Annotated in this window: 15 protein-coding genes and 2 pseudogenes; 6 read left to right on the top strand and 11 right to left on the bottom strand. The window is 37.1% G+C overall.

Annotation, left to right across the window (positions count from 1 at the left end):
- Positions 1-205: 205 nt before the first annotated feature.
- Positions 206-1357 (bottom strand): annotated as a pseudogene (locus E0H82_RS12225) (MFS transporter); the annotation flags it as partial.
- Positions 1358-1575: 218 nt separating this feature from the next.
- The gene (locus E0H82_RS12230) at positions 1576-2469 is read right to left on the bottom strand and encodes a LysR family transcriptional regulator (protein WP_165492952.1); all 894 of its coding nucleotides are present in this window, start codon (positions 2467-2469) and stop codon (positions 1576-1578) included.
- Positions 2470-2920: 451 nt separating this feature from the next.
- On the opposite strand from E0H82_RS12230, the pseudogene E0H82_RS12235 reads away from it, so the two are divergent.
- From E0H82_RS12235 to E0H82_RS12245, 3 genes and pseudogenes are all read left to right on the top strand, one after another.
- A pseudogene (locus tag E0H82_RS12235) lies at positions 2921-3647 on the top strand (IS5 family transposase); the annotation flags it as partial.
- Between the two features lie 170 nt (positions 3648-3817).
- Positions 3818-4576, top strand: a complete 759-nt coding sequence (locus tag E0H82_RS12240; RefSeq protein ID WP_131265140.1) for a biotin--[acetyl-CoA-carboxylase] ligase — start codon at positions 3818-3820, stop codon at positions 4574-4576.
- 9 nt (positions 4577-4585) lie between these two features.
- Positions 4586-5332: a pantothenate kinase gene (locus E0H82_RS12245; RefSeq protein WP_131265051.1), complete on the top strand. Its 747-nt coding sequence runs from the start codon at positions 4586-4588 to the stop codon at positions 5330-5332.
- Here E0H82_RS12245 and E0H82_RS12250 read toward each other — a convergent pair.
- Both E0H82_RS12250 and ffh read right to left on the bottom strand, forming a co-directional pair.
- Complete coding sequence (locus E0H82_RS12250) at positions 5308-5886, bottom strand: RBBP9/YdeN family alpha/beta hydrolase (protein WP_131265052.1); 579 nt, start codon at positions 5884-5886, stop codon at positions 5308-5310. The genes E0H82_RS12245 and E0H82_RS12250 overlap by 25 nt on opposite strands.
- A 143-nt stretch (positions 5887-6029) precedes the next feature.
- Positions 6030-7439, bottom strand: coding sequence for a signal recognition particle protein (gene ffh / locus E0H82_RS12255; protein WP_131265053.1), 1410 nt, complete (start codon positions 7437-7439; stop codon positions 6030-6032).
- A gap of 138 nt (positions 7440-7577) precedes the next feature.
- On the opposite strand from ffh, the gene E0H82_RS12260 reads away from it, so the two are divergent.
- Positions 7578-8387 carry a cytochrome C assembly family protein gene (locus E0H82_RS12260; protein WP_131265054.1) on the top strand — a complete coding sequence of 270 codons (810 nt, stop codon included), beginning with the start codon at positions 7578-7580 and terminating at the stop codon, positions 8385-8387.
- A gap of 180 nt (positions 8388-8567) precedes the next feature.
- On the opposite strand, the gene E0H82_RS12265 is transcribed toward E0H82_RS12260, so the two are convergent.
- Both E0H82_RS12265 and E0H82_RS12270 read right to left on the bottom strand, forming a co-directional pair.
- Complete coding sequence (locus tag E0H82_RS12265; protein ID WP_131265055.1) at positions 8568-9284, bottom strand: hypothetical protein; 717 nt, start codon at positions 9282-9284, stop codon at positions 8568-8570.
- A gap of 345 nt (positions 9285-9629) precedes the next feature.
- Positions 9630-9860, bottom strand: a complete 231-nt coding sequence (locus tag E0H82_RS12270; RefSeq protein WP_131265056.1) for a tautomerase family protein — start codon at positions 9858-9860, stop codon at positions 9630-9632.
- A 62-nt stretch (positions 9861-9922) separates the two neighbouring features.
- On the opposite strand from E0H82_RS12270, the gene E0H82_RS12275 reads away from it, so the two are divergent.
- Entirely contained in the window at positions 9923-10393 is a 471-nt protein-coding gene (locus tag E0H82_RS12275; protein WP_131265057.1) for a winged helix-turn-helix transcriptional regulator, read from the top strand.
- A gap of 657 nt (positions 10394-11050) precedes the next feature.
- Here E0H82_RS12275 and E0H82_RS12280 read toward each other — a convergent pair.
- Both E0H82_RS12280 and E0H82_RS16685 read right to left on the bottom strand, forming a co-directional pair.
- Positions 11051-11473 (bottom strand): MerR family transcriptional regulator, encoded by a 423-nt coding sequence (locus tag E0H82_RS12280; protein ID WP_131265058.1) that lies wholly within the window; start codon positions 11471-11473, stop codon positions 11051-11053.
- Positions 11474-11495: 22 nt separating this feature from the next.
- Entirely contained in the window at positions 11496-12017 is a 522-nt protein-coding gene (locus tag E0H82_RS16685) for an SRPBCC domain-containing protein (RefSeq protein WP_228258657.1), read from the bottom strand.
- 243 nt (positions 12018-12260) lie between these two features.
- On the opposite strand from E0H82_RS16685, the gene E0H82_RS12290 reads away from it, so the two are divergent.
- Entirely contained in the window at positions 12261-13196 is a 936-nt protein-coding gene (locus E0H82_RS12290; RefSeq protein WP_131265059.1) for a tRNA dihydrouridine synthase, read from the top strand.
- 60 nt (positions 13197-13256) lie between these two features.
- Here E0H82_RS12290 and E0H82_RS12295 read toward each other — a convergent pair whose 3' ends face one another.
- The 3 genes from E0H82_RS12295 to E0H82_RS12305 form a co-directional block, all read right to left on the bottom strand.
- Positions 13257-13703, bottom strand: coding sequence for a YybH family protein (locus tag E0H82_RS12295; protein WP_116760101.1), 447 nt, complete (start codon positions 13701-13703; stop codon positions 13257-13259).
- 331 nt (positions 13704-14034) lie between these two features.
- A complete protein-coding gene (locus tag E0H82_RS12300) occupies positions 14035-14370 on the bottom strand; it encodes a YegP family protein (RefSeq protein WP_131265060.1) in 336 nt (111 codons plus the stop codon).
- A 225-nt stretch (positions 14371-14595) separates the two neighbouring features.
- Positions 14596-14964 (bottom strand): 5-carboxymethyl-2-hydroxymuconate Delta-isomerase, encoded by a 369-nt coding sequence (locus tag E0H82_RS12305; protein WP_131265061.1) that lies wholly within the window; start codon positions 14962-14964, stop codon positions 14596-14598.
- Between the last annotated feature and the right edge of the window lie 52 nt (positions 14965-15016).

Below are 15016 nucleotides of genomic sequence, written 5' to 3' on the forward strand. Positions count from 1 at the left end.
CCTGTTGATGATAAATGAAGATTGAGTACATCAATCATCACTTTATAAGTAGACCAAGATATTCCCGTTAGGCGTTTGAACTGAGGATCAGTCAGTTTCTGTATATCAATATATTTCATGCATAAATTATGCATGAAATATCAAAAAATGTCGGTGCACAATTACAGCAAATGATTGTTCGGTTTATGAGTTATGCAAGTTGTCTAGTATTTGCTATTGCATAGGGTAATGCAACGCCCAAAGCTCTAATATGCGAAGGAAACATTTCCGACTTAATCACTGCACTTGTTGAAGTGTATCCTGACAAAAATGTCATTCCAAATAAGATTAATAATCCTGCGATAATTGGACTTGAAGTTGTAGCCACAGTTGAGAATATTGGATAAGTAAACAATACACCTCCAATACCAAAGAAAATCATTACTGCCTTACGCCCAATTTTATCGGATATTGTCCCCATTACAGGCTGCATACACATAAAAATAAAGATTGTTGTGGCAGATACGATTGAAGCGACTTCTTTTGAAAATCCAGTCGTATTCACCATAAATTTCTGCATATATGAGGTATATGCGTAAAATGAAATTGTTCCACCAGCAGTTAAAAATAGAACCGCCAGTGCTTCTTTAGGGTGATGTTTAAATAAAGCCAAAGCGCTCGACTTCACTTCTTGAGTTGCATTTTTAAAAGATTGTGTTTCGACCATTCCACGTCGAATGATGAACACAGATAAAGCTAAAATTGCACCAACAAAAAATGGAATACGCCAGCCCCAGTCATACAATTGTGAATCTGTAAGGATAGTTTGCAGCGAAATTAATGTAGCCAAGGCAAGCAACTGGCCAGCTAAAATCGTCATATATTGAAAACTAGAAAAAAATCCACGACGATTTTTTCCTGCCATTTCACTAAGATATGTTGCACTTGCTCCATACTCACCACCAATACTTAAACCTTGAATTAGACGTGCAATAATTAAGATAATTGGTGCAAATACACCTACCTGCTGATAGGTTGGTGCGATAGCAATTAGTATGGAACCAATACACATCAGCGTAACTGAAAGTGTTAGCCCAGCTTTACGACCTTTGCGATCAGCAAACATTCCCATCAGCCAAGCACCAATTGGTCTCATTAAAAAACCAATAGCGAAAACGGCAGCGGCTTGCAATAATTCAGCCGTTTGATTTCCTGCTGGAAAAAATGATTTCGCAAAATACAATGTAAACATACTGTAGGCAAACCAGTCATACCATTCGACTAAATTGCCCGCTGAACCGCCTAAAATTGATTTAATACGTGTTTTTTGATCTAAATTTGCATTGAGCTTTTTACCAATATTCTGATCTGTACTCATTGGGCTTCTCCTTAGCCGATCCTATTTTTTAACATTCCTAAAAAATAGACCCTCCTTAGCTTGTTCTAAAATAACAACATCTAGCTCTTTGACGAGCTTCATGTTCTAGTTCTGAAACGTGCTAAAGATTAATCGCTACTTTTTTAAGTGAAGCTCATTATGTGGAGAAGAAGATAGAAAAAAAATTGATTAATTTTTTTGAAAATGAATAAAAAAACTTAACAGTCAGTTTTACTAAAACTTAATGAAGTAATCCAATCTACAAAATTCGACACACGACTCCATCGTTCTTTATACGGTGGAACACTCAAATAATAATGAGGTAAAGGAGGGATACTCTCTTTATCAATTTCAAATGGAATACACAATTTTTCTGATGCAATCATATCTTGTGCATTGATTAAATTACCTAGTGCCACTCCAAGTCCTAGCTCAGCCGCATCAAAAGCTTGCAGTGAATATCCTACGGATAAATATCGCTGTTGATTAACCCAAGAATACTGTGCCAAAAGTGATCGCCAAGAATTCAACCGCCGTTCCGTTTCAATTAAAGTCAAACCTTTTAATTGCTCAATCGCAGATAAATTATGTTGCTTTACAAAGGTTGGACTCGCCAATGCAACAATTTGATCATCAAAAAGTTGCTGTGTAGAAAAGTGAGCTATCTCTTCAAAACGATATTCTATTGCAACATCAATACTTTGCTCTTCAAGATCTAATGTCATACGGTCAACTAATCTGACATCATATTCTGGAAATAATTCAAAAAATTGAGTTAAGCGTGGAAGTAACCATTTACTGGTTAGTGTTGGTGGAGCTGAAATAGTTAAAGTCTCTCGTGTATTATTTTTACTTGCGACGAGTGTTGCACGACTAATGGCTTGTAATGTAGGACGGATTTCCGTTAAATAATTGCAAGCTGTCTCCGTCAACAGCAAAGTACGTCCCCTTCTTGTAAATAGGGCTTGCCCCAAGTGATCTTCTAATTTAGCAATTTGATGGCTGATTGCTGGAGGAGTTACACATAACTCTTCAGCTGCTCGACGTACACTTCCCAAACGAGCAACAGCTTCAAAAACTCTTAGTGCATTTAAAGGCGGTAATCGATACATAAATTTTCTACTTAATTTTAAAAATAAAAACGTACAGGTACATCTATAAAAATAGACTACTCTTCTCCAATAATCATTGAATTGCATCTGTATTATTTCAAATAAATATTGAATATTTATTCATCAACGAATGAGTATATTACCCCATTCATAAAGGTACTTGATCAACAAATGAATTTATTCAAAGCCTTACGCGATAAGAACGATATTTTTTTTATCTAAATTACATGAATATCAATAGATTGAACTTGATCACTATTTATAACAAATTTTAAGCTTCCTGATGCGATATAGGGGCTGTATCCTGCTCCCACAACTGCTGAATAATCACCTGTCAGTCATCCTATATTTCTCTACTCGGAAGTATGACGTCAAAGATTCCTTTATGATCTCTAACGGCTGTGTTGCAAAAAGTTATTCCTAAGTTCTTATTCAACAACATCTTTCTCAGATGAATAAGCCGATACCTAAAATCTATCCTAGCAGGAATTGACCTTCTTATAACCTAACCAAGCGTTGATCCATCGAGAAAATCGCTCTATCTGATTTAATCGCAATACTCAATGCTATACACAACCCAAAGGCAAACAAGGATCAAATCTACTCGGATACAGCTATTCAGTGTTATTTAATGCTGAACGTTTTATTTCGTTGGACTGTACGAATGGTCTCGGGATTTGTTCAAAGTCTCATTCATCTTTGCGGATTAAATTGGACAGCACCAGACCACACTGCGATATGCAGATAACAAAAACATATGATATTTCTATTCGTTATCAACAATGTAGTGATGGACTTCTCCTACTCGTGGATATGAGAAGCATGGCTTCGCAAGGTTTAAAATTACAAGGTGTAAGGTGAGTGAAAACGTAAGAAATATCAGCCTGAATATTATCGTCAGTGGCGTAAGCTGCATATTGGTATCGATGCTGAAACTTTGCAAATACGGCTGTTCAGCTCACCATAAACAATCTCATTGATGCACAAGTATGCTGTGATTTACTTGATTAAATTCAATAAGATGAACGAATTTATTCTGTCTATACCGATGGTGTTTATGACACAAAACACTGCCGACAAGTTATGTCTAATAGGCAGGCTCATGCTGTAGTTCCGCCTAAAAAAATGCGAAGCCTTGGAAAGATAAAAGAATTAGTTCGCTAGAGCAACATGAGTTGTCTCTTAATTTTGCATGTATTTAAGCAATTAAGGTCTAAATGTTTATGTAACAAAGTCATTTAAAAGTAGTGAGTACTGTGAACCACCTTCATCAAATCATCCTGCGATTGCACCAATCAGTAAATATATGATTAACTCCATAAATATTTTTCACTATGCTCAGATTCAAATGGATGTAGAAACTCGCCAACTACAACAACGACTTCAAGCGGCTCAACAACTTCCTGAAGTCCTGATGCTCAAACCGAGCACCACATCAACCAATGATGATGTGCGTGAAATTGCACAAAAAGGCATACAAAGTGCATTAGTGTGTAGTGCCCAGCAAACGCAAGGCCGAGGTCAGCGACAACGTCAATGGGTGTCACCCGAAGGAAACGTGTATTTAAGTACGTTGCTCAATACTCGAACAGCAATAGATGGGCGCTTGGCTTTAGAAGTTGCCCTGAATATTCTACACATGCCCAGCCTAGAGCAACTGAATTTACAAATTAAGTGGCCCAATGACCTGTATAGTGTGCAAGGCAAATGGGGCGGTATTCTGATTGAGCCGATTACCCCAAACCAAGTCATTGTTGGTGTTGGACTCAATCTTGCCCCTATTGCGGATGCGAGTATTGATCAACAAGTCACTTCACTCATAGAACTAGGACTACAAGGCACTTCACGTATTGATTTGATTGCTGAACTTTATCTGGCGATTCACCGTGCTGGAGAATGGTTTGATCACCAGAGCTATAATCTAGCAGCACGTTTTAATCGTTATGCCGCTTTTCAGCAACAAGCCGTCGAGTTTGAACATAGTACAGGGAACTGTGTTGGAACCTTTATCGGCATTCAAGATGATGGTGCAGTACTACTTAAAACCGAAACAGGCATCCAAAGTTTTTACCAAGGTCGTTTGCGACTCAGCACAGCACCCGAATAGGATGATGCAATGAAAAGTTTATGGCTCGATATTGGCAATACACGACTGAAATATTGGATTACGCAACACGAGCAAGTTGTGGAACATGCTGCTGAGTTACATCTACAATCCCCTGCCGATTTACTGCTCGGGCTAATTCAACATTTTCAAGGCTTGAACATTCAACACGTCGGGGTTTCCTCAGTTTTAGATCAAGACAATAATCAACGTATTCAAACTATTCTGAAACGTTTGGCTGTACCTGTGATCTTTGCCAAAGTGCATACCGAATATGCAGGCTTAAAATGTGGCTACGACGATCCTACACAGTTAGGGATTGACCGTTGGTTACAGGTCTTAGCTGTTGCCAATCATGCGAATCAAAATTATTGTGTGATTAGTTGTGGTACTGCCCTGACCATTGATTTAGCGAATGGATTACAACACCTAGGCGGCTACATTCTGCCGAATTTGTACTTGCAACGTGATTCCCTAATTCAAAATACCAAAGGCATTAAAATTCCTGATGCTGCTTTTGAAGAACTCAGTCCGGGGCGAAATACCATTGATGCAGTGCATCATGGCATTTTATTGGGCTTACTCAGTACCATTGAACGCGTGATGCAACATTCACCGCGACAGCTTGTATTGACTGGTGGTGATGCCGAGTTGTTTGCACAACATTTACAGCAATATCAGCCAATTGTTGAAGCAGATTTACTTTTAAAGGGGTTACAACATTATATTCATCATCAAGCTGAAACCATTAAAGGCTGAAGAATCTGTTGTAACAATACAAATTCACTCCATCCATCCTGCTGAGTAAAATGCCCTGCCTGTTTCACTTCCTGCAATTGAGCATTCATAAAATGTCCAAATTGCAGCGCAAGCGGAGGGGGTACAATGGCATCGTTATTGGAAAATAATACGATTCGATGTGCAATTTGACGATGTAATATACGACTTTGTAAGGTTGCTTGTTGGATAAATGAATTAAGCTCAGGCTTATGTGGCGGCACAGATTTAAACCCTGCTACACAAATAAATGCCCCAATTTTTTGATGATTTAAATGCTGACTCAAATAATGTGCAGCGGCTAAGCAGCCCAAACTATGTGCAATCACAATACTGTGTTCATTCAGGTCTGACATCTGCATGTCTAATGCTTGTTGCCAAAGATCAAACTCTGGAGCATCTGCATCGGGTAAAAAAACCAATTTCGCTACACCGTGCATAGCTTTGACCTGTTGTGCTAACCAAGTAAACCAATGGTCTTCTGGCGAAGAATTTTCACCATGCACAATAAAAACAGTTTTGGGACGATTCGACATAACTACATTTCTTTTTATTCATTTGCGATCAAATACTAATCATAACTTTTATGGTTTTATATTGATCTTTTGTAGTTTATTTAAAAAATAAGACATAAAAATAGGTGCTTGATGCACCTATTTTTATATTGAAGATTCTTCAATTATTTCTTTTGATCATTGTTTCCAAAAAGCGGTCCCATACCACCACCGCCACCGAATTGCTTTTGCAAGCCACCCAATGAACGCATCATTTTTGCCATGCCCGATGGGTTAGCAAACTTCTTCATCATTTTCGCCATTTGCGCGTGTTGTTTGATGAGTTTATTGACTTCCACCACATCCATACCGCAACCTGCTGCAATACGTTTTTTACGGCTTGGGTTCATCAAGTCTGGGTTACGGCGCTCTTTAATGGTCATCGATTGAATAATCGCTTCCATTTTTTTCACTTGCTTTTCCGGGTTTGCTTGTGCAATCGCATCTTGAATCCCTGAACTGCTCATGCCAGGCAACTTATCCAAGAAGCCCATCATGCCGCCCATTTTGTTCATTTGCTCAAATTGCATCAGCATATCTTCAAAGTTGAAGCTGCCGCCTTTTTGCAATTTTTTCGCCATTTTTTCGGCTTTTTCTTTGTCGATTTTGCGTTCAACTTCTTCGACTAAAGAAAGGACGTCACCCATACCCAAAATACGTTGTGCAACACGTTCTGGATGGAATGGCTCCAAGGCATCAAGCTTTTCGCCCATACCCAAGAATTTGATTGGCTTACCTGTAATCGCACGAACAGAAAGTGCTGCACCACCGCGCGCATCACCATCGGTCTTGGTCAGGATCACACCCGTTAAAGCTAAAGCATCATTAAAGGCTTTAGCTGTATTTGCCGCATCCTGACCTGTCATGGCATCAACCACGAACAAGGTTTCAGTTGGCTTAATCGCAGCGTGTAACTCTTTAATTTCGTCCATCATGTCATCATCGACATGTAAACGACCCGCAGTATCGACAATCAAGACATCCGCAAACTGGATTTTGGCTTGTTCAATCGCACGGTTAGCAATATCAATTGGCTTTTCACTGGCATCCGATTCAAAGAAAATCGCACCAACTTCACCTGCAACCGTTTGCAACTGCTTAATTGCCGCAGGACGGTAAACATCGGCAGAGACCATTGCCACTTTTTTCTTTTGGCGTTCTTGTAAGAAGCGCGCTAATTTTGCCGCAGTGGTGGTTTTACCTGCACCTTGCAAACCTGCAAGAAGTACAACCACTGGAGGTTTCGCTGCGAGGTCAAGGCTTTCATTGGCCTCGCCCATCATTTTGGTTAATTCGTTATAAACAATTTTAACGAAGGCTTGCCCAGGGGATAACTGCGTCATCACTTCCTGGCCTAATGCTTCTTCCTTAACTTTCGCGATGAATTCACGAGTTACAGGTAACGCAACATCGGCTTCAAGAAGTGCCATACGTACTTCACGTAACGTATCTTTAATATTATCTTCGGTTAGCTGCCCTGAGCCAGTAACATTTCTTAAACTCTGCGTGAGTCGTTCTGTTAAGGTATCAAACATTGCAAAATCCGCTTAAAATAGCCAGTAGCAAAAAAATCTTTCTTAAAATAGAAAATTTATGCATAAGATGCTATAGGATACTGTAGTTCGAGTCGAATTTATATAAATGAATATTCATCATCCTGAAAAAGGTTTGACATGATTAGTCTTCCCTTGGTTTATACCATTTTGGCTTTAATTGCCTATACCACCTCCTTTTGGTATTTATTCCTGCATTTAATGTCGAAACGTGAACCAAACCATTGGTTTATTGGCGTAATTTTGGGTTTAGGGCTGCTGCTGCATGCAGGGGTGCTTTACCATGACATGCTTACGCCACTTGGGGTCAATTATGATGTTTTTGTACTCATGTCCTTTACCTCAGGTTTAATGCTGTTACTGAGTTTAATTTTTAGTACTTATCGCCCGATTCTGGCGTTAAATTTAATCGGTATTCCTGTCGCTGCGACAGGGCTGATTTTAGGCTTTGCCTTTAGTAAACCTGATCAATTTATTGAACAGCATTCGGTTAGCCTAGATATTCATATTATTCTGTCTTTATCGGCCTATGCTGTTTTGCTAATGGCAACCATTCAAGCGGTAATTTTATGGTTCCAAAACCGTGAGCTAAAAAACAAGCAAAAGAAGCGTATCTGGGTTAATTTGCTTCCATCTTTTCAAGCGATGGAATCGTTATTGTTTGATTTAATTCAAACTGGCTTTATTTTACTGACCACAGCATTAGTGTTTGGTTTCTTTACCATTGAAGATTTCTTTGCTCAGCATTTAGCACATAAAACTGCGTTCAGTATTATTTCATGGTTTGTCTATGGTTCGCTGCTGATAGGTCACTATAAGTTTGGTTGGCGCGGGCAAAAAGCCATTCGTTTTACCCTGATCGGTTTCTTCCTTTTAGCGGTTGGTTTTATTGGTTCTAAGTTTGTACTGGAAATGATTTTAGGCAGATAAAGGCATTTATTCAGTTTGGCTGATTAAAGATATAGAACATTCTTCATTACGCGAACGAGAAGAACATCAAAATTCAATAGAAAAGCCCAGTTTGTATAAGCTGGGCTTTTATCCAATCAACAATCTATTGATTATAAATGACTTAGATAGTGCATTTCGTATAAGGTGTATTATGTTGATTTAACTTCTCTTAAAAGTATTAATAACAATTCTCTCTAATTCTTTTTTTGCACCATCCCTTAAAATATTTCCGTGAGCAGCAACTAAACTTGTAAAATTTAAGCTCAATAGTTGGTTAAAATCATGCTCAAGACTACCTTTTTGCCTAGAAACTTTCTTCAACCATGGACCACCTATAAATAATCCTAAGCGGAATCCCATTAATAACAAAATAATTTTGCTTAAAAAGCTTATATGTCTCCAATCATCCCAGTATTGAACACTATCTGTTGTAATTAACAACTGACTATCCTCAAGGAAAAGAGCAGCCTCAGGAAACTTTGCTGATTTAAAAATAAAGAATTTGCTGTTTAGGATAGGAGAATCGGTTGTTGCATTAATAACTTTATTGGGCTGCAATTCTGAGTAATTATCATGGCGCTCTTGACTCCAGAAAGTAGCTTTATATGTATCAATATAAAATTGGTCATCTAAGCCATGAAAGTCGCCTAAACGAATAATATTTTTAACAGTACCTAATTTATCCAAATGTTCTAAGTTTGTACTATCAAGACGAACAGCATTAATTAAGGTAAGTTCAGATCCATCTCGGACAATAACCATATTACGATTCATTTGTAATAGTGGTCCAATTTTTATACTTCCTCTCACTAAATAAATATTGGGAAAAATTTCAATCAAAGGGTCTTGTATTGTCGCTACTGCGTACTTGTTCATAATTAATAGTTTTAAAGATCAATTGAATTTCTATACTATTCCAGTTATATATTTTTGATTAACTTAAATTTCTTATAACTATAATTTATATTTAAAATAATGATCGTTATACGAAGTAGATTTATATATTAACTTAAATATCAATTATTTTAAAATTTCACCATAGTTCAAAACGCACAAAAGCCAATTTTGAAACAAGTCAGCGTTTTATTCAGCAAATTTATTATTTTCAGCCAATAAAAGCGATCGAAACAAATTCATCTTGATTACTAAAAGTTGTGATGATTAAAATCATCACAACTTGTCAGTTGGGATTGTTCTAAGTTTTGGGTAAGTACTTAATTTTTATTTATCCATTTCATTAAGAACCTGAATCATTTCTTTTGTAGGTTTTAAATGACCTAGTTGCCATTGTTCAGGTGGATGTTCATCAATCCGAATCCAAATATGCTCTCTAAAAGCCGCTCTTCCTTTACCTTCAATTTCCACAAATAAATCTGTTAAACGCTCAAAAAGCTCAGCTTTACTGTCCTTATCAAGTAAACCTTCTATTGTTTGTACATGAATGAATGGCATATTATTATCTCAATCAACTCTAGGTCTTTAATACAGACCCAGAGTAAGCGGAGTTCTTTTGAATGTCAAATCAAATATCTTTGAGTCACCAGTTTTCTTCCAAAGCTTGTGGAATTGTTAAAATTGCTGAAATTCTAAATGACAGATGGACCATTCTGTTATTAAGAGAAGCCTTTTATGGGGTGACTAAATTCAATGATTTCATGAAAAATACAGGTATATCCAAGCAAATCCTATCCAATCGATTAAAGCATCTTGTTGAATTAAATATATTAAACTTGTCTTTATACAAAGAAATGGGAACAAGAGAACGTCAAGAATACTTACTCACATCAAAGGGAAGAAGTTTGAATGTGGTATTACTTGCTATGTTAGAATCTGGTGGTCATTTTTTATCACAAGAAGAGCCTGTCGTTAAAATTTTCCAAAAAGATCAAGATGTAGCGCTTAGATTGAAACTTGTTAATGAAAATAATCAAGTGGTTAGTATTAACGATGTGGAATTAAGAACTGTTTCTAATTCTAAAAATTAGTTTAGAAAAGCTAATCAGACTTCTTTCATCAATTACTTTCTGCTTAGCTCTAAATTTTGGGCGCCACTGCATAAAGCTCAAGAACGTTCTGTAATGAAAAAGAGTTATACAGAAATACTTCTACCATAAAAGGGTAATAAAACTATTAATATCCTATCAGAAAAGTCTTTTTACTCTTTTGCAAAGCGCCAATTTCTTATTCATCTTTAACATAATCGCGCTTATACAAAATAGATTTTTAAGATTACCTTAAGATCAGTATCTTATTCTTATACATACCCTCTGGAACGATCTCGTTCAACCGACTTAGAAATAAGTCGGTTTTTTTATGTGTAATTTTGATACTTCTGTCCAATAAATCTAATTACTTCTCAACCCAATTAAAGCTTTTCCAGCCGGTTCAACACGAAAATTATCCCCAATTTCAGAGGATAAAAAGAAGACAAATTTTATCCAGACTTGTACGTATATGCTTACAACAATTCCCGCTCTTTGCGGCTGTACGACCTCAGGTGGATTTCTTATCATGTGGACATAGAGAACAGGAAGTTCCAAAGAACAAAAATAAGAAAGATCGCACAAGGACTGCAAGGTACGACAGGAGTTATACCAAGCGAACCAATACGAAAAAGCCCGACAGGACGTCGGGCTTTTTTATTAATACGTGCTTTTTGTAATATGATATAAGTTTTCAATCATATCTGAAATTATGTCCCTATTTTTAACGAAAGAATTATCTTCAATATATTTTTTCACATCATGAAGCGTATTTTTCCCATATTCCAACAACGCGATTTGTTGATCAATAATTTCTATTTTTTTTCCAATGAGTTGATTAGAAATATCATTACAGGTTTCGGAAGGCGGTTTTGTCTCAAGCTCAATTAAATGCTTGATCTCTTCCAGACTAAATCCAATGCTTTTTAAACAAATAATTAACTTAACTTTTTTCTCATGTATATCACGATAACTCCTATATCCATTTGCTAGTCGGTCAGGAATTAATATTTTACGCCTTTCATAAAAACGTAAAGTGTCTAATGAAAGACCATATTTTAGAGAAAATTGACGAATATTCACTCAACCACCACGATTCCTTTATCTAGGATATTCTAAAAATGTCTTTGTTGAATGGATGATCTTCAAGATATTGTTTGAAGGACTCATTCATTCTCTCAAAATTTAATTGCGTAGGTTGAATAATAAAATAATTTAAAATAGGCACAAGTAACCCATTAAAATCTTCTGCCTGAATGAATTGAGTTGTATTAGCATCAATTTTAGTAAAAACAAACTGATGTCGACCATTAAACAAACCATTGATATAGAGTTTACCCTCCCATTCTAGATAATATTGATCAAGTTTTTTTACCTCTGGCTGCATTTGAAATTTCACATTTTTGTTTTCATCATATAAATCGACAATAATTTGTTGACCGATATATGTGGGAAATTGATCAAGACCAAATAATGTATTCCACTCTGAGTAAGATGAAGTAGATGTGAAAAGTTGCCAAACGTAGTCTATTGGTTGGTTTATAACGATCTTTGTTTCAATTCTTTTTTGTCTAAAGATAAATAGAAAAAACAAAAATAATGCAATGATAGTGAAAACTGTTTCCATAAAATAATGTCTTTATTACGCAATCAGACAATAATTCTAAGATTGGAGTCTACTCCAACATCAAGTAAAATTTTAAGCTAACAGCTAACTCTTAAAAGGTTTTTTCCTTAACATAAAATCACTGTGACAAAACTTAAATCGTCACCCTACCTCTAACGATAACCTTTCAAAGCCCCTCGCCTAGACAATTTGCACAAAAAAACGTATAACACCGTTCTTCAAATTTAACTGGTGACTCAAATCGTGAAACTCATCCTTGCACCCATGGAAGGCTTAACTGACCCGATTATGCGTGATGTCTTAACATCCGTTGGGAGCTTCGACTGGTGTGTAACCGAGTTTATTCGTGTCACCAACTCTGTGTTGCCTGATCATATTTTTCATCAGTTTTGCCCTGAGTTACTGAACGATGGGAAAACAGCTTCGGGCACCCCCGTACACGTACAGTTTTTAGGCAATGATCCTGAAATGTTAGCAGCCAATGCCATTCGTGCTGTTGCACTTGGTGCTCCCGCTATCGATATGAACTTTGGTTGCCCTGCAAAAACTGTCAATCGTCATCGTGGCGGTTCGGTCTTGTTAGATGAACCTGAAGTGGTACATGAATTGGTCAAAGCCGTGCGCGATGCTGTGCCTCCGCATATTCCAGTATCAGCCAAAATGCGCTTGGGTTATATGGATCGCAACTTTATGCTAGAAAATGCCCATGCAATTGAAGATGCGGGCGCAGCTTGGGTAACGGTACATGCCCGTACCAAAGCAGATGGCTATACCCCGCCCGCATTTTGGGATCAGTTACAACCGATTCGTGAAGCATTGAAAATTAATGTGATTGCCAATGGTGAAATCTGGACCAATGCTGATGCTAAGCAATGTCGCTTAGAGTCAGGTTGTGAAGACCTAATGATAGGTCGTGGTGCTGTGACTACACCCGATTTAACTCAATGTATCCGCCAAAACTCAGATACAGCTTTATTGAGTTGGAATGATTTATTGGCTTTGCAAATTCGCTTTATTAACGGCCCAGCCAAAACTGAAATTGGTATGCTTGGGCGCTACAAACAATGGTTAGGCATGATGTCTAAGCATTATCCTGAAGCGAAATTACTTTGGGATGAAGTAAAACGTATTAAACAATTAAATGAAATTGTAGAAAAATTAGAAGCAACTGTGCTTTAAGTTTCAAATAAAGGCCATGAGATACATTTCGTATCTCATGGCTGTTTCAAGGTAAAAGGATTAACTCACTTCGCTGAGTAAAATAGGGAGTCCTGTTTCGAGTTGTATTGGCATAGAAATATGCTGATGCGCCACTTTCCAGACTTGCTCTACTTTCTGAAAACATATGGTGGTGCGGCACCAAAACACTTCTAAATTGGGAATTGCATCAATTTGATCGACCTTTGAAAAGCAGTGCAATACGGCGAGTTCTGGCTGGGCAATAAGTTTAATGCCTTCACGATATACACGAATATTTCCAGCTTTCACTGGGAGATAACGCCTCCACAATTGTTTGTACGCTTGTATACCCGTTAAATGGGTACTTACATCAATTAAACTTACATCTTCGACACAAAGATCAGCTAAAGCTTGAATATCCATGCTTGCTACAGCTTCATCCCATTGTTTCAACATTAATAAGATGGCATGGGCACTTTGCTCATCACCCGAAATTTCTATGCTCATCGTGTCATTCCTTTACAGTGTATCAACTTATCATCAACATAAGCTCTGATTTTGACGGCATCACGACTTAAACGTATCTGCATACAAATAAAACATTCAGAGACATTTGCCTTTTTATACACAGTCTTAGAAGGTGCACTCCCTACAGCCTTCACAAACTTAAATCATGTGATTTTCATCACACTATAAAAACTATAGCTAAAATAATTCAGAGAATAAAGTGGTAATTTTAAAGGGCTTTCAAATCCTTCTTTCCTAGCCTTTTTTACCGAGTTTAATTCAATAAAAAAGCATGTCGATATGGACATGCTTCATTAAGATAAATCTGGGATTACACCGTTAAATCTTTGATCGTGGTGACCAAGCCATTATTTTTGACTGACTCAATTCCCTTATCACGTGATTGTTCAGAAGAATAAAATTGACTGGTACCAATAATCTGATGGTTTGCTGCTTTTAAATTAAAATACGGCTTACCATTACTGGCGGTTAAACGTTCATAGCGACTGTCATCAGCACTATTTTTATGGACAGACTCTATGCCCACATGTGCTGAGGCTTTTGCTTTATACAACTCACTGGTTAAAATAACTTCTCCATTACCTGCTTTAAGCACAAAGCGATATTGACCGTCTTTTGCTTGACTTAGTTCAAACCATCCAGACATAACTTCATTCCTCTTGTTGTTTTAAATTTATTTATTGTTGCTTGAAACTATTTTAGTTCTAAGAAATATAAATGACTTTTATATAACAAAAAAGAGCTTTTTTGATCAAACATGAGTCCAGAAAGTAACACTGTGATTCAAACCGCCCTAAAACCATGCAATTTCAGGGGCGATTATCAATTTTTGCTTAAATAACAATATAAGAACAAGATGGAATCACCTTACTCAGGTCGGTACAACCACGGTTTTACCGTAAAAAGCGCTTTCCATTTCAAGAATTTCCACACACAGTTGTACGGTCAGATGCATTTGCTTGGGTAGCAACTGCTGTAAAGCTAAAAGTAATTGATTGGAAATTTCTGTTTTTGTCGCCATATCTCGCCCTGAAAGCAAAGAAACCTTGACATGTACATAGGCTTGATTCGATTCACCTAAACCAATCAAATAATCACTTTGACAAATTGCTCGGCTTTTAATGTCTGTGGCAACTTTTACATGACCTGTCGCAAATAGTGCTTGGTTTAGACCTAATAAAACAGGCTGGGAATGAAAGTCTTTTAAATTGTCAGAATATTCCAAATGAATATGCGGCATCTGAGTACAACCCAAACAGTGAAAACTGGGTTATACCATGTTTTCATACCTC

The organism is Acinetobacter sp. ANC 4910 (genome assembly GCF_004331035.1).
GTDB lineage: Bacteria > Pseudomonadota > Gammaproteobacteria > Pseudomonadales > Moraxellaceae > Acinetobacter.